The 21265-nt window shown below is 62.7% G+C and carries 20 protein-coding genes; 14 read left to right on the top strand and 6 right to left on the bottom strand.

Annotation, left to right across the window (positions count from 1 at the left end):
* The first annotated feature begins 48 nt into the window (after nucleotides 1–48).
* Nucleotides 49–1008, top strand: a complete 960-nt coding sequence (locus M0D66_RS10065) for an alpha/beta hydrolase (protein ID WP_093633770.1) — start codon at nucleotides 49–51, stop codon at nucleotides 1006–1008.
* 20 nt (nucleotides 1009–1028) lie between these two features.
* Here the strand turns inward: M0D66_RS10065 and M0D66_RS10070 are convergent, their stop codons facing one another.
* The gene (locus M0D66_RS10070) at nucleotides 1029–1874 is read right to left on the bottom strand and encodes an NRDE family protein (protein WP_266210680.1); all 846 of its coding nucleotides are present in this window, start codon (nucleotides 1872–1874) and stop codon (nucleotides 1029–1031) included.
* Between the two features lie 90 nt (nucleotides 1875–1964).
* The gene (locus M0D66_RS10075) at nucleotides 1965–3062 is read right to left on the bottom strand and encodes a folate-binding protein YgfZ (RefSeq protein ID WP_266210681.1); all 1098 of its coding nucleotides are present in this window, start codon (nucleotides 3060–3062) and stop codon (nucleotides 1965–1967) included.
* Nucleotides 3063–3140: 78 nt separating this feature from the next.
* On the opposite strand from M0D66_RS10075, the gene mltG reads away from it, so the two are divergent.
* The 11 genes from mltG to M0D66_RS10130 all read left to right on the top strand — a co-directional run bounded on the left by mltG (nucleotide 3141) and on the right by M0D66_RS10130 (nucleotide 14511).
* Entirely contained in the window at nucleotides 3141–4151 is a 1011-nt protein-coding gene (gene mltG / locus M0D66_RS10080; protein ID WP_200619954.1) for an endolytic transglycosylase MltG, read from the top strand.
* The gene (tmk, locus tag M0D66_RS10085) at nucleotides 4151–4771 is read left to right on the top strand and encodes a dTMP kinase (protein ID WP_093633766.1); all 621 of its coding nucleotides are present in this window, start codon (nucleotides 4151–4153) and stop codon (nucleotides 4769–4771) included. Before mltG ends, tmk begins: the two co-directional genes overlap by 1 nt.
* Before the next feature lie 94 nt (nucleotides 4772–4865).
* Complete coding sequence (locus M0D66_RS10090) at nucleotides 4866–5900, top strand: DNA polymerase III subunit delta' (protein ID WP_256454910.1); 1035 nt, start codon at nucleotides 4866–4868, stop codon at nucleotides 5898–5900.
* Between the two features lie 107 nt (nucleotides 5901–6007).
* Nucleotides 6008–6526, top strand: a complete 519-nt coding sequence (locus M0D66_RS10095) for a GNAT family N-acetyltransferase (protein WP_171925704.1) — start codon at nucleotides 6008–6010, stop codon at nucleotides 6524–6526.
* Nucleotides 6527–6585: 59 nt separating this feature from the next.
* A complete protein-coding gene (locus M0D66_RS10100; RefSeq protein ID WP_093633763.1) occupies nucleotides 6586–7377 on the top strand; it encodes a TatD family hydrolase in 792 nt (263 codons plus the stop codon).
* Between the two features lie 52 nt (nucleotides 7378–7429).
* Complete coding sequence (locus tag M0D66_RS10105) at nucleotides 7430–8170, top strand: ankyrin repeat domain-containing protein (protein ID WP_266210682.1); 741 nt, start codon at nucleotides 7430–7432, stop codon at nucleotides 8168–8170.
* A gap of 199 nt (nucleotides 8171–8369) precedes the next feature.
* Nucleotides 8370–8726, top strand: a complete 357-nt coding sequence (locus tag M0D66_RS10110; RefSeq protein WP_054042704.1) for a Rap1a/Tai family immunity protein — start codon at nucleotides 8370–8372, stop codon at nucleotides 8724–8726.
* A 345-nt stretch (nucleotides 8727–9071) separates the two neighbouring features.
* Complete coding sequence (locus tag M0D66_RS10115; RefSeq protein ID WP_266210683.1) at nucleotides 9072–10295, top strand: mechanosensitive ion channel family protein; 1224 nt, start codon at nucleotides 9072–9074, stop codon at nucleotides 10293–10295.
* A 198-nt stretch (nucleotides 10296–10493) separates the two neighbouring features.
* The gene (gene otsA / locus M0D66_RS10120; protein ID WP_093633759.1) at nucleotides 10494–11906 is read left to right on the top strand and encodes an alpha,alpha-trehalose-phosphate synthase (UDP-forming); all 1413 of its coding nucleotides are present in this window, start codon (nucleotides 10494–10496) and stop codon (nucleotides 11904–11906) included.
* 67 nt (nucleotides 11907–11973) lie between these two features.
* Nucleotides 11974–13143 carry an AAA family ATPase gene (locus M0D66_RS10125; protein WP_266210684.1) on the top strand — a complete coding sequence of 390 codons (1170 nt, stop codon included), beginning with the start codon at nucleotides 11974–11976 and terminating at the stop codon, nucleotides 13141–13143.
* A 300-nt stretch (nucleotides 13144–13443) separates the two neighbouring features.
* Nucleotides 13444–14511, top strand: coding sequence for a glycosyltransferase family 4 protein (locus tag M0D66_RS10130; protein ID WP_093633757.1), 1068 nt, complete (start codon nucleotides 13444–13446; stop codon nucleotides 14509–14511).
* Between the two features lie 129 nt (nucleotides 14512–14640).
* On the opposite strand, the gene M0D66_RS10135 is transcribed toward M0D66_RS10130, so the two are convergent.
* The 3 genes from M0D66_RS10135 to M0D66_RS10145 all read right to left on the bottom strand — a co-directional run bounded on the left by M0D66_RS10135 (nucleotide 14641) and on the right by M0D66_RS10145 (nucleotide 16631).
* Entirely contained in the window at nucleotides 14641–15228 is a 588-nt protein-coding gene (locus tag M0D66_RS10135) for a YSC84-related protein (protein WP_093633756.1), read from the bottom strand.
* Nucleotides 15229–15595: 367 nt separating this feature from the next.
* Nucleotides 15596–16042: a hypothetical protein gene (locus M0D66_RS10140; RefSeq protein ID WP_093633755.1), complete on the bottom strand. Its 447-nt coding sequence runs from the start codon at nucleotides 16040–16042 to the stop codon at nucleotides 15596–15598.
* 292 nt (nucleotides 16043–16334) lie between these two features.
* Entirely contained in the window at nucleotides 16335–16631 is a 297-nt protein-coding gene (locus tag M0D66_RS10145; protein WP_093633754.1) for a PsiF family protein, read from the bottom strand.
* A gap of 447 nt (nucleotides 16632–17078) precedes the next feature.
* Here M0D66_RS10145 and M0D66_RS10150 point away from each other — a divergent pair, with 447 nt between their 5' ends.
* Nucleotides 17079–17375 (top strand): YciI-like protein, encoded by a 297-nt coding sequence (locus tag M0D66_RS10150; RefSeq protein ID WP_266210685.1) that lies wholly within the window; start codon nucleotides 17079–17081, stop codon nucleotides 17373–17375.
* Nucleotides 17376–17958: 583 nt separating this feature from the next.
* On the top strand, nucleotides 17959–19143 hold the full coding sequence (locus M0D66_RS10155; RefSeq protein WP_266210686.1) for a transposase: 1185 nt from the start codon (nucleotides 17959–17961) through the stop codon (nucleotides 19141–19143).
* 80 nt (nucleotides 19144–19223) lie between these two features.
* Here M0D66_RS10155 and M0D66_RS10160 read toward each other — a convergent pair whose 3' ends face one another.
* Nucleotides 19224–20777 carry a mannose-1-phosphate guanylyltransferase/mannose-6-phosphate isomerase gene (locus tag M0D66_RS10160; RefSeq protein WP_093633751.1) on the bottom strand — a complete coding sequence of 518 codons (1554 nt, stop codon included), beginning with the start codon at nucleotides 20775–20777 and terminating at the stop codon, nucleotides 19224–19226.
* Nucleotides 20778–21265: the final 488 nt, after the last annotated feature.

Genomic DNA, 21265 nt, shown 5'->3' on the forward strand with positions numbered 1-21265 from the left:
CACTTTTGATCCACTAACCTTCGCCGCCCACGCGCCACCCGACGCCCAATGCCGCTGAACCCGAAAATCGAGCAGGTGCTCGACATGATCGCGCGCGCGAAACGCCCGCAGCTTCACGAGTTGACTCCACAACAGGCGCGCGCGTCCTACGAAAAAAGCGCGCCGATTCTGGAGATTGCGAGTGCGCCGATGTTCGCGATCGAAGATCTGCGCGTGCCGACGCGCGACGGCGCGACGATTCGCGCACGTCTTTATCAGCCGGTCGAGCCGAGTTGGGCCGAGCCTGCGCCGGCGCTGGTGTATTACCACGGTGGCGGTTTCACGGTTGGCAGTGTCGATACGCACGATGCGCTGTGCCGGATGCTCGCGCGCGACGGCAAGTGCACGGTGTTGTCGGTCGATTACCGGCTCGCGCCCGAGTACAAATTTCCCACCGCCGTTGAAGACGCATTCGATGCGTTGACCTGGCTGCACGCGCATGCAGCGGAGTACGGCATCGATGCGGAGCGGCTAGCCGTGGGTGGCGATAGCGCGGGTGGAACGCTGGCAACGGTGTGCGCAGTGCTGGCACGCGACGCGGGCATCAAGCTCGCGCTGCAATTGTTGATCTATCCGGGTACCACGGGTTATCAGCAAACCGATTCGCACTCGCGCCTCGCCAATGGCTTCCTGCTGTCGGGCGACACGATTCAATGGTTCTTCGACCAATACGTGCGCGATAAAAGTGACCGCGACGACTGGCGTTTCGCGCCGCTCGACGGCACGCGCGGCGCACCGGATTTCGGCGGCCTTGCGCCGGCATGGATCGCGACCGCCGAATACGATCCTTTAAGCGACGAAGGCGATGCGTATGCGGAGAAACTGCGCGCAGCGGGCAACCGGGTCACGCTGAAACGTTACCCGGGCATGATTCACGAGTTCTTCAAGATGGGTGGCTACGTAGCCGAGGTCGCAGAGGCGCATGCGGATGCCGCCGCGGCATTGCGGGTGGCGTTTGGCGTGGAGTAATCGCCGCTGCTGGTAGCGCCTCAGGCGATCTCGCGTTCAACGTTGAACGCAAAGCTTCGTTCGAAGTCTCCGGGCCGCACGATCCGATGCGAGCCGTTGTCATCGCTGCGTTCGGCGGCCGCTACGCTGATCACCTCGCCATGCGCCACCACGCGCACCGCGGTCGTGCCGCGCGTGCCGTACTCCGGCGTTTCGATAAACGCCGCCGACAACGCCCGCTCCCGTTCGAGCGGAATACCGGTGGACGGCAATTCATCATCGCGTGCGAGGTGCGGATCGCGCATCAGATCGATCAGGCGTTCGAGCGTCGGCATCGCATCACGCGCAAGCATGGCGCCCAGTTCCGCACGCTTTTTAACCAGCTTCGGCCAGGCGGTATCGAGCACCGCGTTCGAGATACCGTGCGTGCCGGACTCGAGCAGTGTGGGCGCGGTGTTCGACCGGTTGCAGTACCAGCCGAGTTCGCGGCGCGTCCAATCGCCGACGAGCAGATTGAAGCCGTTGTAGATGTCACCGGTTTGCGCGACGTGTTGCAGATAGTCGAGCGGCGTTTCGTGCGCTCCGTTGTGCGAGTCTTTTGCCGAGGGACTGAGCCAGTCGCTGACAAGCGTGCCGCGGGTCGGCGCATCGGCGCGCATTTCGTGCGGCGCGCGGTAATTGGTCAGCGCGGCGAAGCGGCCATCGCGCGACATGCCGAGCCACGTGCCGCCGCCCACCAGATCGCGTCCGGCCAGCACGGTCGGCGCGTCATGCCACCAGCTGATCGGTTCGGCCGTGCGGCGAAAAAATTCGTCGCGATTCGCGGTGAGCGTGAAGAGCGGTCCGTCGACCGCATCGGGCCGCCAGTCGAAAACGATCAGGCACATCGGGTGGAGTCTCCCGGTGGGGACGGTGGAGGAACAGAGACAGATGCCATGAAAAAGCGGCGCTCGATTGCGCCGCTCGGGTTGGGGCGTTTAAACCTCAGTCGGCAACCCATACGGCAACGCGAGGAATGTCAGCACCGGACCCTCCGCCGCGCCCAGATGCACCGTGCCGCCTTCGAGCGCCGCCAGCTTGATCTCCACCAGCACGTCGACACCACCTTCCGGCGCCGACGCTGCATTTACCACCATACCGCACGGCTGGCCGGGATCGGCCGAGTGGAACAGTTCGGCACCGGCCTTGACCGTCTCCAGTTCGCCCGTCACGTTCGCAAGCGACGTGCGCCGCTTGATCGTGCCGCGATACTGGCTGCGCGCCACCACTTCCTGACCCGGATAGCAGCCTTTGCGGAAATTGACCGCGCCGAGCACGTCGAAGTTGACCATCTGCGGCACGAACTGCTCGACCACCGGTTGCGTGATGCGCGGTTCGCCCGCGCGAATGTCGAGCCAATCCCATACCGCCGGCGACACGCGCTTGAGCTTTTCGTCGAGCAAGGGCAGGCGCGCCTCGACCGCGGCCTTCGGGCCAACCCACAGATAGCGCAGCCGGCCCAGCGCGTCCGGAACGCGAATCAGCGACCCCGCCGTGCCGTCCACCTGGACGTGCACGCCGTCGGGCAACGCGTCGAACACACCGGAAAGCGCTTTGCGCACGTCGCCCGCCAGACCCACCACCGCCAGTTCGCCGCTCGCATCAACCAGCTTGGCCTTGGCGCGCAGAACGAACATGGAGAGCCGTTTCTGCACGGCGGCCTGTACGTCCTTCGACACCAGCAGACGGATCGTCTCGCCGGTGCGCCACGTCAGGAACGACGCCAGCAGCCGGCCCTTGGCCGAGCAATAGCCCGCGAGGCGCGCATTGGCTGCGTCGAGATGCTGGGTGTCGTTGGTCAACTGGCCGTGCAGGAAGCTTGCCGCATCGTCACCGGTCGCGTCGATCACGCCGAATTGCGTCAGCGGCATGTAGGCGCCTTGCCCGATGACAGCGTCGAATTCGTCAGCGGCGGGGCGCGGCAAGACAGGAAGTCCGACGGGCGCGGAAGCCTGTGCCGTGGCAGCGGTACCCGTGTGAGCAACTGCGGGCGTAACTGAAGGCGTGCCTGAAGCGGTAGCGAGCGGTGTGTTCATGGATTCCGGGAACAGTCAATTCTGACTTTAGCTAAGGCAAACAAGTATTATATGAGGTCCAACCCAGCCACGTTTCGCATGTCCCTTCTGAAGAAATGTTTCGTCGCCGGCTCAATCGTCATTGTGCTGGCCGCAGCCGCAATCGCAGGCGGATATCACTGGGCCACCAGCCCACTCGATTTGACCCCCGCGCAACTCGATGTCACCGTCAAGCCGCACAGCAGCTTGCGCAGCGTCACGCTGCAGCTCAACCGCGGCGGCGTGCCGGTCGAGCCTGAGCTGTTCGTCATCATGACGCGGCTGCTCGGTCTGCAAAGCGACCTGAAATCGGGCAACTACGAGTTCAAGACGGGCATCACGCCGTACGAAGTGCTGCAAAAAATCGCCCGCGGCGACGTCAACGAATACGTGGCGACCATCATCGAAGGGTGGACCTTCAAGCGCATGCGCGCCGAGCTGGACGCCAATCCGGCGCTCAAGCACGACACGATCGGCATGAGCGACACCGATCTGATGAACGCGATCAACGCGCCGGAAGCGTCGATCGGCAACGGCGAGGGGCTATTTTTCCCGGACACCTATCTGTTCGACAAGAACACCAGCGATCTGGACATCTATCGCCGCGCGTATCGTCTGATGCGGCTGCGTCTGGACGAAGCGTGGACCGCGCGTGCGCCGAACCTGCCGTACAAGACGCCGTATGATGCGTTGACGATGGCGTCGATCATCGAAAAGGAAACCGGCAGGAAATCGGACCGGCCGATGGTCGCGGCCGTGTTCGCGAACCGTCTGCGCGTGGGCATGCCGCTGCAAACCGACCCCACGGTGATCTACGGCATGGGCGACAGCTACGCCGGCCGCATCAGGAAGAAAGACCTGCAGACCGACACTCCCTACAATACCTACACCCGGATGGGGCTTCCGCCAACGCCTATCTCGCTGCCCGGTGTCGCATCGCTGCAGGCGGCGATGAACCCGGCGCAATCCACCGCGCTGTATTTCGTTTCGCGCGGCGACGGCAGCAGTATCTTTTCTGACACCCTCGGCGATCACAACAAGGCCGTGGACAAATACATTCGAGGGCAATGATGGCGCGGGGCAAATTCATCACGTTTGAGGGCATCGACGGTGCCGGCAAGACCACCCACCTGGGCTGGTTTCGCGAACGCCTCGAAGAGAAAGTCGCGAGCACCGGCCGCTCGGTCGTCATGACGCGCGAGCCTGGCGGTACGTCGCTCGGCGAACAGATCCGCGAAATCGTGCTGCATCAGAAGATGGACCTTGAAACCGAGGCATTGCTGATGTTCGCGCTGCGCCGCCAGCATCTGGCCGAGGTGATCGAGCCGGCGCTTGCGCGCGGCGACTGGGTGTTGTCCGACCGCTTCACGGATGCGACCTTCGCCTACCAGGGCGGCGGCCGCGGCCTGCCGCGCGACAAGCTGGAAACGTTGGAGCGCTGGGTGCAGGGCGGTTTTCAGCCGGACCTGACGGTGCTGTTCGATCTGACGCCGGAGGTGGCCAGCGAACGGCGCAGCGCCGCGCGCGATCCGGATCGCTTCGAAAGCGAGTCGGAGGCATTTTTCAACCGCACCCGTGCCGAATATCTGCGCCGCGCGGAAGAGGCGCCGTACCGGTTCGCTATCATTGACTCTTCGCAGACCATTGCGCGAATTCAGAAGCAGCTTGAAGAATTGATCGCAGTTCTTTGATTTTAAAAGAATATAATCCTGAGTTATGACGGATGACGAAGTTCGTGTTATGTCTCATAAAATGTCGTCAACCGATTGATTTAAAAGAGAAACAATGATTTATCCGTGGCAAGCCGATGACTGGAACCGCCTGCAGCAGTTGCGTGGGCACTGGCCGCATGCCTTGCTGCTGCATGGCCAGGCGGGCATCGGCAAGCTGCGCTTCGCGCAGCACCTCGCGCAGGGGCTTTTGTGCGAGGCCCAGCAGGCCAACGGTGAGCCGTGCGGCGCCTGCGTCGCCTGCAACTGGTTCACGCAGGGCAATCATCCCGACTACCGGATCATCGTGCCCGAGGCGCTGGCCGCCGAAGCCGGACTCGCCGGCGCCGCGGACGAAAAAGCCGAAAAGGCCGACGGCGATGAAGGCAAGAAAACGCGCGCGCCCAGCAAGGAAATCAAGATCGAGCAGATTCGTGGCTTGCTCGATTTCGTCGGCGTCGGGTCGCACCGTGGCGGTGCGCGTGTGGTCGTGCTGTATCCCGCCGAGGGGCTGAACATCGCCGCGGCCAACGCACTGCTGAAAACGCTCGAAGAGCCGCCGGCCGGCGTGGTGTTTTTGATGGTGTCGGCGCGCGTCGACCGCCTGCTGCCCACCATCATCAGCCGTTGCCGCCAATGGCCGATGACGATGCCCGCGCCGGAAGTCGCCACGAAGTGGCTCGCCGCGCAAGGCGTCGCCGAAGCGCCAGCGCTGCTCGCCGAAGCCGGCGGTGCGCCGCTCACGGCCCTCGCTCTCGCGAGTGACGAGAACCGCACGCTGCGCGACTGGACCTTGAAGCAACTGGCCGCCGGCGCCGATTGCGACGCCTTCGCCTGCGGCGAGGCGCTGCAGAAGCTGCCGGTACCGCTCGTGCTCGGCTGGCTGCAGCGCTGGATGTACGATTTGCTGGCGCAACGCACGGCCGGCGCACCGCGTTATTTTCCGCAGGCGTCGACTGCCTTGTCGCGCTGTGCGTCGCAAGCCGATGCCAGCGCGTTCGCGCGCTTCATGCGCACCGTGACGCGCCAGCGCGCTGTCGAGAACCATCCGTTGAACGCGCGGCTGGTGTTCGAAGAACTGTTTATCGGCTACCGCGAGCTGTTTGCATAAATCAACTTGGGTGGCCGACGGTGTGTGCAAGGCTGGCGTGCCTTAACCCGCCGCGCCGACCTGTGCATCCGTCCGCTGATTTGCCTTCCATCTCACGTCAAAGCACCATGAGCCTTTCCTACCGCGATGCCACTTTCGACGATCTGCCCGCGATCGTCGCCATCTACAACTCGACCGTGCCGTCGCGGCAAGTCACTGCCGATCTCGAACCGGTCAGCGTCGAAAGCCGTCTGGCGTGGTTTCATGCGCACGGGCCGCACAAGCGTCCGCTGTGGGTGGTGGAAGATCCGCAGCAGTCCGGCCGCGTGATCGCGTGGTTGAGCTTCTCGGATTTCTACGGCCGCCCGGCCTATCTGCGCACCGCCGAAGTCAGCATCTACCTGGACGAAAGCGCGCGTGGCAAGGGGCTCGGCAAACAACTGCTGGCCGCCTCGCTGGCAGTGGCGCCGACGCTCGGCATCGACACCGTGCTGGGCTTTATCTTTGGCCACAATGACGCGAGCCTGCGCCTGTTCCGCGGCTTCGGTTTCGACACATGGGGGGCGCTGCCGCGCGTCGCGGTGCTGGACGGCGTAGAGCGCGATCTGGTGATTCTCGGCAAGCGGCTCGAGCCGGCCGCGGCCTGATTTACGGCCACGATTTACAGCCTGGTTCACACCCAGCTACTTATCAGCAGGACATCATCATGTTTGTCGATTCACACTGCCATATCAACTTCGAAGGACTCGCCGACCGCCTGCCGCAGGTGCTCGAGAACATGCGCAGCCATTCGGTCACGCATGCGCTGTGCGTATCGGTCGATCTGGAGACGCTGCCGTCCGTGCTGGCGATCGCCGACCAGTACGAGAACGTCTACGCGTCAGTTGGAGTGCATCCCGATCACGAGGACATGCGCGAACCGAGTCTCGCCGAACTGATTGAGCTGGCCGAACATCCGAAGGTGGTCGCGATCGGTGAGACCGGACTCGACTACTACCGTCTGGAAGGCCGCACGATCGCCGATATGGAATGGCAGCGCGAGCGCTTTCGCACCCATATCCGCGCGGCACACGCCACGAAGAAACCGCTGATCATCCACACCCGCTCGTCGTCGGAAGACACGCTGCGCATCATGGCCGAGGAGCGCGCGAGCGAGCCGGGCGGCGTGATGCATTGCTTCACCGAGCCGTGGGCGGTTGCCGAGCAGGCGTTGGCGCAGAATTTTTACATTTCGCTGTCGGGCATCGTCACGTTCAAGAGCGCGACCGACGTGCAGGACGTCGCGCGCCGTGTGCCGCTCGAGCGTTTGCTGATCGAAACGGACTCGCCGTACCTCGCGCCCGTGCCGTATCGCGGCAAGCCTAATGAACCTGCGTACGTAAGTTATGTCGGACGCTTCATCGCGCAGCAGCGCGAGATGGCGGACACGGCGCTGGCCGCCGCGACGACACAAAACTTCTTCCGGCTCTTCAAGATTCCCGCGCCGGCTGGTGTGTGATCGGTAAAGCCAATAAATATCAAATGGATAGGGACGTTTCCTAAAGTAAAACATGACAAATTATTCGACTTCGACGGCAGCGCTTCAAGAGACTTCAGCAGCGCAAACGGCCCTCGGTTCGGCACGCCGCAGCGCGTCGCGCCTCGCGCTGGCCGCCACGCTTGCCTGCGCCGCGCTGGCGTCGCTGGTCGCGGCGCCCGTTCAGGCCGCGCCGATCGACTCGCTGATCAAGTCGGTGAAATTCGACGACGTCGATGGCGTCAACAAGCTGCTTGCCAAGGGCATGGACCCGAACAGCGTCGACAACCAGGGCATCCCGCTGCTAGTGCTCGCCGCGCGTGAGAAATCGGACAAGGTGGGCGCCGCGCTGCTCGCCAATCCGAAGACCAACATCGAGATCGAGGACAAGGCCGGCGAGAACGCGATGATGATGGCTGCCCTGGCCGGTGACCTCAACTTCGTCAACCTGCTGATCGCGAAGGACGCCGAAGTCAACAAGAAGGGCTGGGCGCCGCTGCACTACGCGGCTGCGAACGGCCACGACGATATCGTCAAGCTGCTGCTCGACCATTCGGCCTACGTCGACGCCGGTTCGCCGAACGGCACCACGCCGCTGATGATGGCCGCGCGCGGCGGTCATGTGTCGACGGTGAAGCTCCTGCTCGATAACGGCGCCGACCTCACGGTGAAGAACCAGATCGGCCTGACCGCGCTCGATTTCGCGAAGACCTACAAGGAACCGGACGTGGTTGAAGGCCTCACCGCGCGCCTGCAGCAGATGCAACAGAAGTGAACTGCGAGAAAATCCGGAGGACCGGCTGCTGGATCGCCGGCCGCCGGTTCCCCGGACCAAAAATTTGCCTGAAGATAGCACCTGCTGGCATGCCTGCGGCTTCGCAAAACAGTGCAGAATGACGACTTGGCGCGTTGCGAGGCGCGCCGGTTCGATGCGGCGCAAGACCGCCTGATAAACGACCCTGGAAAGGAACACCATGCTGCGGGCTTTGATTTTCGCCAGCGCGCTTGCCGTACCGCTATCGGCAGCCGCGTTTACGGGAGGCGACCTCAACAAGCTGTGCACGAAAACCGATGTGGCATCGCGTAGTGCGTGTGCCGCGTATATCGAGGGGGCTGCCGACGGCATCTTCAATACGATCGACGCAATCGGCGGCACCACCGGGCCGCGCGTCGGCCAGTACTACTGCCTGCCGCCGGACGCGCGCTCGGCGCAACTCACCGACGCGGTACGGAAGTACATCGCCGAGAATCCGATCGTGGCAGGCTACAACGCCAGCACGGCGATCTCGCTCGGGCTCGGCAAGGCATTTCCTTGCAAGAGCGGTAGCTGATCGCGTAGTTGATTTTGGCTCAAACCCGGCCGCATTCAGAATGCCGCCGGCTTGAGCACCTTTCCCTGGTCTTGGCGGACGAACGCCTAAGATGTCTACAGGCATGCCGCGCCGGAAGCATCGAACCCTGGCCGGCGTGCCGCTGCTTCAGCGCTCGTTAGCGTTAGCGTCATCAGAGGAGCGTGGCATTCGCGCTCATGCTCGCCTCCTCGACGCTTTGCCGCCTGGTCGGCCGATGGATGGCCCGACGGCTTCGCCCGCGTAGCGCCCGCCCCACGCAACGCCACCGTCGCGCTTCGGGCTTGCGATTCCGTTCACCTTCGAACCAAGAGGAACACGCCCTCCATGCCAACTCCCGACGACTTCAGCCGTATCGCCGAAGCCCCGTTGCATACGTGGCTCGGCGCGTTGATCGTCTCGGCCATCGCGATCGTGCTGGCGCTGGGCATCCATCGAATCGGCGCACGCATCATCACGCGGATTGCGCGACCGTACCCACTCACGAGCGTCGTGCTGCGCTATATCGACAAGCCCTCGCTCTTCGTGCTCGTGATCCTGATGCTGGAGGCGGTGTGGTGGGAAGCGCCTGACACGCTCACCTTCATCACGCCGTTGCGCGACGCCGCCGCGATTGCGTTGATCGGCGCGATCACGTGGCTGTCGGTACGTTCGGCGGCGGCGATCGGCAAGGCGATCATCCAGGCCCATCCGCTCGATACCGCCGACAACCTGCAGGCGCGCCGCATCCATACGCAGGCGCGCGTGCTGGCGCGCTCGGTGATGCTGGTGATCGTGATCGTCGGCGTGGGTGGCGCGCTGATGACGTTTCCGAACGTTCGGCAGATCGGCGCGAGCCTGCTGGCGTCGGCCGGCGTGGCGGGTCTGGTTGCCGGCATTGCCGCGCGGCCGGTGCTCGGCAATCTGATCGCCGGTTTGCAGATCGCGCTCTCGCAACCGATCCGGCTCGACGATGTCGTCGTGATTCAGGGCGAGTGGGGACGTATCGAGGAAATCACCGGCACGTATGTCTCGGTGCGCTTGTGGGACCAGCGCAGGCTGATCGTGCCACTGCAATGGTTCATCGAAAACCCGTTCGCCAACTGGACGCGCAGCAGTTCGCAGATCATCGGCACCGTGTTCCTGTACGTCGACTACCGGATGCCGCTTGCGCCGTTGCGCGAAGAGCTTGCGCGCATCGTCGAAGCCGCACCCGAATGGGATCGGCGCGTGCAGGTGCTGCAGGTTACCGACGGCACCGAGCGCGCGATGCAGTTGCGCGCGCTGGTCAGCTCGCTTGATTCAGGCCTGAACTGGGACCTGCGCTGCCGCGTGCGCGAGGGGCTGCTCGACTTTATCCAGCAGCGCTATCCGCAGTATCTGCCGCGGGCGCGCGCCGACGTGTCGGCCGAACTCGAAACCGGCAAGAGCGAGGCGCCCGACTGGGTGCCGCGCAGCACGCAGACGCCCGCCGGCAGCACCGCCGCGCACACCGAGGCCGATCCCGTGGCAAGCCGCGCCGGTCGTCATCAGGCGAGCGATCCGTTGCAGCACGTGAAGGAAAAGGTGTAGCGCCGCGTGCCGCGCGGATCAGATGAGTGCAACTGATCGGACGCCGATGTGGTCGAACCGTCCATCTGACTCACGAACCTGGCGCGGTATCGCGTGTTGTTCGGCCTCTTGACGTCATCGAAGTGTTGCAACGCTCGAGGCGTCACAAGCCGCTGAAGCGCGAACGCCGCGCCGTGCGAACCAAGGAGGACTACCAACATGGGCCGACTGATCGTCGTGTCGAATCGTGTCGCTACGCCGACGGAAACCAAGGGGTCGGCGGGCGGCCTCGCGGTCGGCGTATTCGGCGCGCTGAAGGACGCGGGCGGCGTGTGGTTCGGCTGGAGCGGCGACGTGGTGAGCGAGACCGTCGCCAATGCCGGGCCGACGCTGGAGCAGGACGGCGCGGTAACCTTTGCGACCGTCGGACTCACGCGCAAGGATTACGACCAGTACTACCGCGGCTTCTCGAACGCGACGCTGTGGCCGGTGTTCCACTACCGCAACGACCTCGCGCGCTACGAGCGCGAAGAATACGCGGGCTACCGCCGTGTCAACGCATGGCTCGCGCACAAGCTGATCAAGCTGCTCGAACCCGACGACGTGATCTGGATTCACGACTACCATCTGATCCCGTTCGCCGAAGCGTTGCGCTCCGAGGGCATCACGAACCGCATCGGCTTCTTCCTGCACATTCCGTTTCCCGCGCCGCAGATTCTGCTCAACATCCCGCCGCACGAAGAGCTGGTGAAATCGCTGTCGTGCTACGACCTGCTGGGCTTTCAGACCGCGACCGATGAACTCGCTTTTCACGACTACGTGACGCGCCACGCGCGCGGCACCGTCAGCGAAGGCAATCACGTCGAAGCTTTCGGCCGCAAGCTGCGCACGGGTGTCTATCGGATCGGCGTGTTCCCCGACGAAATCGCCGAACAGGCGCAGCGCTACGAGAGCCGCCAACACGTGCTCGATCTGAAGCAGAGTCTGGAGGGCCGCAAGCTGATCATGAGCGTTGACCGGCTCGATTATTCGAAGGGGCTCGTCGAACGTTTTCGCGCCTTCGAGCAACTGCTGGAGCGCTCGCCCGAATGGCGCGGCAACGTGACGCTCGTGCAGATCGCGCCGCCGACCCGTTCGGACGTCGCCACCTATCAGAAAATCCGCCAGGATCTCGAATACGAAGCAGGGCGCATCAACGGCCGTTATTCGGGCCTCGATTACACGCCGATCCGTTATCTGAATCAGCAGTACGACCGCTGGAAACTGATGTCGCTGTTTCGCGAGTCGCAGATCGGCTTTGTTACGCCCTTGCATGACGGCATGAATCTGGTCGCGAAGGAATATGTCGCCGCGCAGAATCCGGAGGATCCGGGCGTACTGGTGCTGTCGATTTTCGCCGGTGCGGCGGCGGAGTTGACCGGCGCGCTGCTGGTCAACCCGCACGATGCAATCGGCATGTGTGAGGCCTTGCAGCGCGCGCTGCAAATGCCGCTCGATGCACGCCAGCGGCGTCACGAGATCAATATGGCGGCGCTGCGCAAGAACGATCTTGGCGTGTGGCGCGATACCTTCCTGAACGATTTGCGCAGTGTGCCCGTGCAGACGCCGGGCAAGGGCGGTGGGCATAAGTGATGGCGTGTTTGCACGGAGTTGTTTTGGTGAACGCGCCAAAGCGCGCGTTTGATCGAAAGGTGGCCGCATGCTGAGGACGTTGGCCATCGCGGGGTATCGGTCGCTGCGCGAGTTGATCGTGCCGCTCGGGCAGTTGAATGTCATCACGGGTGCGAATGGCAGCGGCAAGTCGAGCGTCTATCGCTCGTTGCGTTTGCTGGCCGAGACGGCGCGCGGCGGCGTGATTACTTCACTTGCGCGTGAGGGTGGTTTGCAATCCACCTTGTGGGCTGGACCCGAACGTTTCTCGCGCGCGATGCTGGCTGGGGAATTGCCCGTCGAGGGCACGCGCCGCAAAGACCCGGTGAGTCTGCGGCTTGGATTTTCCGGCGACGAGTTCGGCTATGCGATCGATCTCGGCTTGCCGCCGCTCGACAGGGCTACCCGCTTCCCGCTCGACCCCACCATCAAACGCGAGTGCATCTGGAGCGGCCCGGTGCTGCGGCCGTCGGCCTTGCTGGTCGACCGGCATGGCGCAGCGCTACGTACGCGCGACGAGCAGGGGGAGTGGCAAACCATCCCTCAACCTGTCGCGAGCTTCGACAGCATGATGACGGAGTTCTCCGACCCACGGACCGCTCCCGAGATGATCACGGTGCGCGAGCAGATTCGTTCGTGGCGCTTTTACGACCACTTCCGCACGGATGCCGAAGCGGCCGTGCGTTTGCCGCAGATCGGCACGCACACCCCGGTGCTCTCGAACGACGGCGCGGACCTCGCCGCGGCCTTGCAAACCATTCGCGAGATCGGCGACCCGGTCGCGCTCGATGCCGCCATCGACGACGCCTTCCCTGGTTCGCGCCTCGACGTCGCCTCGTCGGAGGACGGCCGCTTCGAAGTATCGATGCAGCAACACGGCCTGCTGCGGCCGCTGAAGGGTGCGGAGTTGTCGGACGGCACCTTGCGTTATCTGTTGCTGGTGGCCGCGTTGCTCACACCGCGTCCGCCGGCGTTGCTGGTGCTGAACGAACCGGAGACGAGCTTGCATCCGGACCTGCTGCCGGCGCTGGCGCGCCTGATCGCGCGTGCTTCCGCGCATTCCCAGGTGCTGGTGGTGTCGCACGCGGCGCGGCTGATCGCGGCGCTCAAGCGGGAGGACGGCAGCCAGTCGATCGTGCTCGAGAAGCACTTCGGCGCCACGCGCATCACCGACGCGGACGATCGCGACCTGCCGCCGTGGAAATGGCCGGCGCGATAGCCGTGGCCAGGCGATCCGGCCAAGGGCAACAGGCAAGCGAGCTACCCAGGCAATGTGTCTAAGCTACGTACCTGAGCGGATAATAGGCACGCCATCGGATGTAAGCTGAATGTAACAGCGCACAGGAATTGCAAGGCTAGGGGCTTTTTGTTCCACCCTGGTGAATAATGGTGTGATGCGGATGGTGCAGGCGGACGCCCGGCGTCCACTGCATTGATGGAGAAGGACCGGCGCTGCCATAAGCAGCGCCGCTGACGTGCACCGCCATTGGCGCGAGCCGTCAGTTCACGGAGACAAAATATGAAGATTGCGCAGATCGCCCCTCTGACCGAATCGGTGCCGCCGAAGCTATACGGCGGCACAGAGCGCGTCGTGTCCTATATCACCGAGGCGCTGGTCGATCTCGGCCATGACGTGACGCTGTTCGCGAGCGGCGACTCCGTTACGAGCGCGAAGCTCGAAGCCGTCTGGCCGCGTGCGCTGCGTCTGGACCCGGGTATCCGCGACCGCATTGCGCCCCATATGCTGTTGATGGAACTGGTGCGCCGCCAGGCCGAAAACTTCGACGTGCTGCATTTTCACCTCGACTATTACTCGTTTTCGGTCTTCAAGCGCCAGGAGACGCCCTTCGTCACGACGATGCACGGCCGGCTCGATTTGCCCGAGCAACAGCCGGTGTTCGACACCTTCAACACCGCGCCCGTAATCTCGATTTCGAATGCGCAGCGTCATCCCTTGCCGCAGGCCAAGTGGCTTACCACCGTCTATCACGGTCTGCCGGAGCAGCTCTACACGCCGCAACCGGTCGAGCAGAAGTACCTCGCGTTTCTCGGCCGTATCTCGCCGGAAAAGCGTGTCGATACCGCGATCCGGATTGCCGGACGCTGCGGCATGCAGATTCGCATTGCCGCGAAAGTGGACTCTGCCGACCGCGAATACTTCGAGCGCGAAATCCGGCCGTTGCTGGACTTGCCGCATGTCGAATTCATCGGTGAGATCGCGGATAACCAGAAGGCCGAGTTTCTATCCGGCGCGCATGCGCTGCTTTTCCCGATCGACTGGCCGGAGCCGTTTGGCCTCGTCATGATCGAAGCGATGGCGTGCGGCACACCGGTGATTGCGTTTAACCGCGGCTCGGTGCCGGAAGTGCTCGACGACGGCGTGACGGGCTTTATCGTCGAAGATGAGATCGGCGCGGTGGCGGCGGTCAATCGCCTGCATAAGATGCCGCGGGCGGGCGTGCGGCAACGCTTCGAAGAGCGCTTCACGTCGCACCGGATGGCGCAGCAGTATGTGGATGCGTATCAGTCGGTGATTCGCGCGCAGAAGCGGTCGCGCTTCAAGGTAATCGATACGTCGGGGAGTTGAGCGGCGTAAAACCGGCCCGCGCGGCGGTATGAAAAAAACGGCGATGTGCACTACGCATCGCCGTTTTTTTATTGCCGCTGTGCCTGGGGTCGGCAACCGGACCGCGCGGGACAGCGCAGGACCGCGCGCCTAGATCTTCAGGCGCGTTACCTTGGTGCCCTGCAGCGAGACATCGGCCATCAGGCCGGCATTGGTCAAAATGAATACTTCGACCGGGGCCGTTGCCGTGGTCGTGTCGATCGCGCCGTTGGCGCCCATCTTCACCAGCGCGACGGAGGCGTCGCCGCCCGCGGACCAGCCGTCGGCATTGCGGAATGAGTCGAGCGAGTCCTGCGTCATGAACAGGAAGATGATGGCCTTCGATTGCGCGCCCGCCTGCAGACCGAACGAGCCGGAAACCGTGCTGTAGTAGCCGACCGTGCCGCCGCCTACGCGCAGCGCACCTTCGCCATACTGGCCGCCGACGATGAAGCCCACCTGCAGTACCGACGGGAACACCAGGACGCCGCGCGCCTTGGATACGAGTTCGCGCGAACCCTTCACGGTCGTGAACAGGCGCGACATGGTGCCGTCGACACTGGCGTCGATCGACTGGCGTTTGGAGGCATCTGTGGAGGGGGTGTTGGGGTTGCCGCTGTTAGTCGTACAACCAGCGAGTGCAAGGCCTCCGAAAGCGAGCGCAGCGGTAGTCTTCAGCATGAAGTTTCGTCTTTGCATCGTTTTTCTCCATCATGGTTCCTGGGCGCAACCTCATATGGTGTTGCCGGGCTGCTTTTAAGTTATATCACACGCAAGCGTGAAGAGCGTACTTCGTCGTTCGGCGAAAAGCCTTGCGGGGCGGGGGTTTGCGAGCCATCGCCAGGCGCGCTGCTGTAATTTTGACCGGTGGCGGGAGGGCGTTGAAAGACGCTCGGACAGCGCCTTCGAATGGGCTTCCGGCGAATCGAATCGCCCAGGGACCGGCTCATCGGCGGCCGGGTTGAAACCGTATCGAAGACCGGTTTTTACCGATTTTCCGCGTCCACGATTCGCATTGAAATCGAATTGAAAGTGTTGCCTCGACGCTGCATTCGCACCCGCGTCCTCACCCATGGTTTGCCGGACTTTTGACCGGCGGGCGCCGCAGCACGCGGCGAATCATGCCGATCAATACGCCGATCAGGAACAGCGTGACGGCCGGCACGATCCAGTAGCCGACGAACGCATGCCAGAGGTAACCCATAAGCGTGGAGCGGCGCACGCTGTATTCGTTGCGGGCGTCCTGCTGGCGGGGCGCATTGGCCGCCAGCACATCGGCCGGACAGCCGGCGGCTTGCGCCTCGTCGGGCTTGCCGTGGCAGCGCGCGGGCGCGCCGGCGGCGCGTTGTGCGTCGGTGAAATTCCAGGTGGTCAGCGCACGGTCGAGGTCGACGGCGTTATACGCCATTTCCTCCCGGATCTCGCTGACTGCAACGATCGCCACGGGCACGGCCCAGAAAATGATGACGACCAACCACCGCCTCAACCAGCGGTTTTTATGCTTCGATACCATCCTTGCCTCCGATCGATGCTCTGCAGCACCAACGACAAGATGGCGGCCCGTCTAATGTTGTGTATGGGGGTGGGCCGTCTCCGCAGCCATCATAGAAGAAAAACGGCGCGTTCGCGCGGATGGGCTGCGAAGGGAGAGGTAGCGCGAGGGCGGCCGCCCGGAGATCAGCGGCGAGAGAGCGCAGGCGTCGGGACAGAAGGAAGGCCAAGGCCGCGCCGGAAAACGGCGCGGCCCTGTTCGAGCAATACGTGGCCAGGCGCGTGGCGTGAGGCCCGCGCCGATTGCCTCGTGTTTAGTTAGCCGGTGCGGACGACAGGCAGGTCTTCATGAAGGCTTTACGGTCGTCGCCTTTCTTGCCGGCGGCTTGCGTGTTACACGCCTTCATCTTGTCCTGCTGGCTCATTGGCGCTGCGGCAGCCGGCTTCGCGGACAGGCAGGTCTTCATGAAAGCCTTGCGGTCGTCGCCTTTCTTGTCGGCAGCCTGCTTGTTGCAGTCAGCCATTTTCGTTTGCTGGCTGTTCTGCGCGAACACCGGCGAAACGAGGACAGTACCCAGCACCAGCGCAGCGATAGCGGATTGGATTTTCATGTGACACTCCATCGGTGGTGAAAACGTTTTTGGTCGTTCATGCGCGTGGGCGTCAACGGCGTCCAGGACCCCTCGGCACGTCCATTATGGCAAATGCTGTCTGCCAGAACGGACGGAATGCCATTCCGGTTGACACGCGAGCACGCTGGTTTTCCCCTACGGAGCGGGGTTGGCGGCGCTCCCGGGCGATAAAACGGCCGAATCACGGCAGTGCAAGAATATGTTATGCAATCCGGATTAATTGGTAAGGCGTATGCAAATGAATTAGGCCGTCGTCATTCCATATGGGCGATCAAATTCTAAACATCCAATTTGCATTGCTGCAGGTGCAAATGAATAGGAAATCGGCAGAAAATCCCGTTGAAGATCGCAGGGGTAATCTTGACGGAATTCCCGCGCAGATGCGCCGCCCGTCGTCCCAGTCACGCAAGCCAAAGGAGGCTCGCCATGCACTACCTGTTGATGTACGACCTCGTGCCGGACTACCTCGAGAGGCGTGGCACGTATCGCGACGCCCATCTGGCGCTCGCCTGGGCGGCCACCGAGCGCGGTGAATTGCAACTGGGTGGAGCCTTGACCGAGCCTGTGGACACGGCCGTGCTGCTCTTCAAAGGTGACACGCCCGAAGCCGCCGAAGCCTTTGCCAGAGCCGATCCGTATGTGCTCGCGGGGCTCGTGACGCGCTGGCGCGTACGCCCATGGATGACCGTGGTGGGTGAGGGCGCGGCGAACTCCGTGCGTTAGAAGCAAACCAAACCGCCGCGCTCGCGCGGCGTCGAGAGGAATGCGAACGGCATGAAGAAGCGCTGTGTTCGCTTCGACGGCAATCGCACCTCGATGTCACCCAGTTGCTGCCAAAACACTGCGCCCAGGCATCCCGCAGCCAGGCGGAAATGCCATCAAAATGCATCGAAATGCGTTGTGGCTCAAATATAAATTTCGTAAACGCAATTCGCCATCGTTGCCGCGCCGTTGTGCTGTGCAACAGCGTCTTTCGGCGCCGGAACCGACGGCAGTTCTGTTACGGCAATACGAGAAATGACGCAGCAAAAAGGACAAGATTGTTTCCATCCGTAACACTTGTCTCAATCATATTCACGCAAACCCTGGTGGTGGTATGCTTCGTGCACAAATTCTCCCATGCACGAGTGAGACCACGTTTTGTGCTTCGCAATAGGGACAAACCGCACTAACCCAGTGCGCTATTGACCCGCAAACAGAACGTACAAAACATATTTGTGCAACCGCGGGCTGCACACGGATCGTGAAAGTTGAATCCGTGGCCGCCCAAAGCCGCGGCCCGGCCAGGCTGCGTGGAGAAAACCCAATGTTTTTCGATGAGCTAAGCAATGACGAATGGGCGCTGCTGGCAGCGCTTGTCTCTGATGAGCCGGCCGTCCGTCTGAACCGACGCGGCCGGCCCCGCGCCGAACCGCGTATCGTGGCGAATGCCGTTCTGTGGATCCTGACAACTGGCGAACCCTGGTCGAAACTGCCGGGACGCTATCCGTCAGGTCCTACATGCCGGCGCCGTTTTGAAGAATGGCAGTTGAACGGCACGCTGCTCGAGATGGTTCGGCTGTTGTCCAAAACCGGACGTACCTTCGCGTACGTCCCACAACCGGCGCCGCCTGTCGCGGCCAAACCGGCAGCACCGGTAGCCGAAACCCCTAGTGTGCGCGACGAAGGTCTGCGTGGTGTGTCGTGGAAGAGCCCCGAATCGTGGCAGGCGCCCGGCGTATCGAGCAGCCTGAGCAACTGGCGTTCGGCGGATCCGTTCGCCGATATCACGCGCCAGTTGTCGGGCATGACGACGGGTATGACAAACGCGCCGCCGGTGTCGCGTACACCTTCGGCCAGCTCGACATCCGCGTCATCTGCAGCCCGGCCCGCCATGCGCGCCGGTTTGCAAAGCATGGAAGAAGCGCGGGCGGTGGGCGCGGCAATGCACAGCCTGGATTCGGCCATCACGTCGGCACGCCGCACGCAACAGCTTGAAGATCAGCAGCGCAGCTCGCTGTCGATGAGCCTCGCGCCACGCGGCACGCAGGTCGCCGACCGGCGCGGCTATGTGATCTACGTTGCGGCGGAGCAGGTGCCCAACGCCATGTATCGCGCGTGGGCGGAGATCATGAAGGACGGCAAACGCGTCGAGCGTTCCGGCCTCGTGGGCCCGCGCTTTGCCGAGGCCGACGCGGCGGAGGAATACGCGCTCGAATGGGCGCGGCAGTGGATCGACCGTGAATGCCGTACGCAGGCTGCAGCCGAGGCCGCACCTGCAGTGAATGCCACTGCGGCGGCTGCTGCAGCGGCGCGTCCGTTGCCGGCCATGCGTCATGTGCCGGAGCCGGTCGCGGTGAATCACGGTGGGCCTTTGCACGGTCCGCTCAATGCATTCCGTGGACCGCTGCGCCGTTATCCCAGCGAACCGGCCGCACCTGCAACCGCAACCGAAAGCAGTGCATCAGATCGTTTTCCGTCCTATCCAGAACTCATCTCCCATGCGGGGTGAGCACGGCGGTTAGCGATACAGCAATACCCCCGCGGCCGTCAGGAGCAACAGCCGCAGGTTCCCGCTTCATTCGTTGTGAATCATTGACGTCCATACGTATCGTCGAAGCGCACGATATCGTCTTCGCCGAGATATGAGCCCGACTGCACCTCGATCATTTCGAGCGGCATCTTGCCCGGATTCTCGAGACGGTGAGTGACGCCCAGCGGAATATAAGCTGATTCGTTTTCGGAGACGATAAAGCGCTCTTCACCCCGCGTGACGAGTGCGGTGCCGCGCACGACGATCCAGTGTTCCGCGCGGTGATGATGCATTTGCAGAGAGAGTCGCGCGCCCGGTTTCACGACGATGCGTTTGACCTGGAAGCGCTCGCCGGTATCGACGGAATCGTAGTTGCCCCACGGGCGATGCACCTTGCGATGGTTGGTCGCTTCCAGTCCGCCATCGTTGCGAATCCGTCCGACGATTTTCTTGACGTCCTGCACGCGCGATTTGTCCGCGACCAGAATCGCATCGGCCGTTTCGACCACCACGAGATCCTGCGTGCCGACGCAGGCGATCAGGCGTCCTTCCGAATGCGCGAAGGTCGAGCTTGCCCCTTCGAACATCACGCGGCCGCGCCCCACGTTCCGATCGGCGTCTTTCTCCGAAATGTCCCAGATCGCGTCCCACGAACCCACGTCCGACCAGCCCGCTTGCAGCGGCACGACCACGCCGGATGCGGCGGTCTGATCGTTACCCAGTTGCTCCATCACCGCGTAGTCGATCGAATTCGACGGCGAGGCGCAGAACGCGTCGCGTTGCAGGCGGAAGAAATCGCCGTCCGCTTTGCCGCCTGCGAAGGCCGCGTCGCAGGCTTCGTAAATCGCCGGCTGGAAGTGGCGGATCGCCTTCAGCCAGGTCGAGGCGCGCATGATGAAAATGCCGCTGTTCCACCAGTATTCCTGCGAATCGATATACCGCTGCGCCAGTTCCAGATGCGGTTTTTCGACGAAGCGATCGAGCTTGTGCGCGCCGACCTTTCCGGCCGCATCGCCGTCCGTTGCGCGAGCGTCATTAGGCATGCCAAGCGCCGCACCAATACGGATGTAGCCATAACCCGTTTCCGCACGCGTCGGCACGATGCCCATCGTCACGATATGGCCGGCTGCCGCATGCTGCACGCCGGCCGCCACCGCTGCATGAAAACCGGCGCTGTCGGTTACCGCGTGATCGGCGGGCATCACGACCATGATGCCGTCCTCGTCCTGCGCGGCGATCGAAAGCGCGGCCACCGTCAGCGCCGGCGCCGTATCGCGGCCGGCGGGCTCGAGAATCAGCCGGGTCGGCTTGCCGCTCGTCCGCAATTGCTCGGCTGTGGTGAAGCGCTGTTCTTCATTGGCCACCACGACGAGTTGCTCCGCAAGCGGATGGCCCGTTTCGAGCCCGTCGAGCCGGCGCGTGGTCGACTGCAGCAGCGAGTCGTCGCCGAGCAGGCCAATCAGCTGTTTCGGATGCTGCTCGCGCGACATCGGCCACAAGCGTGTACCGGAGCCGCCCGCCAGAATCACGGGATGAACTTTGAGCTTGACGTTTAGGTGCATAGCTTGCGTGGACCGGGTGTCGGCAGGTGTGGCCGTAACCGGAGCTGTCATGATGGACTCCTCGAGGCTGGGTGAATGCGTCGAGTTTTATCACGAAGTAAAGAATGAATAAAAGCGCGTTAAATAGAAACTATATAAACCGTCTAATAAAATTGACTGTTTCGTGAAGAAAAAATGTCCGGCCAATTTTTAAAAAAGAAAAATTACCCGAAAAAAATAACAGGTGATTTTTTTATCCGGCGGAATGACGCAGAATGGGGACGAAAGGCGGGGCGTAAGCTTCGTAGGAAAACGGACAGCCTGGCTCACATCCGCTTCCAGAAAGGCAAGAAACCGGCCTCTCAAACGCGAAATCGGTAACAATTGCCGCGCAAAATTCCGAAAAAATATCGAAAAAATGACCGATACATTTTGAGATATTTTGCTGTCTTGCAGTCCGAATTTTAATACCGCTTTATCTATACCTGTACAAGGGTATTCACTCATTTCGACACCTGTTTTCCGGATCGTCCGTTCAGGAATTTTTTTAATCCGGAAAG

This window comes from Paraburkholderia sp. SECH2 (genome assembly GCF_030464795.1).
GTDB lineage: Bacteria > Pseudomonadota > Gammaproteobacteria > Burkholderiales > Burkholderiaceae > Paraburkholderia > Paraburkholderia aspalathi.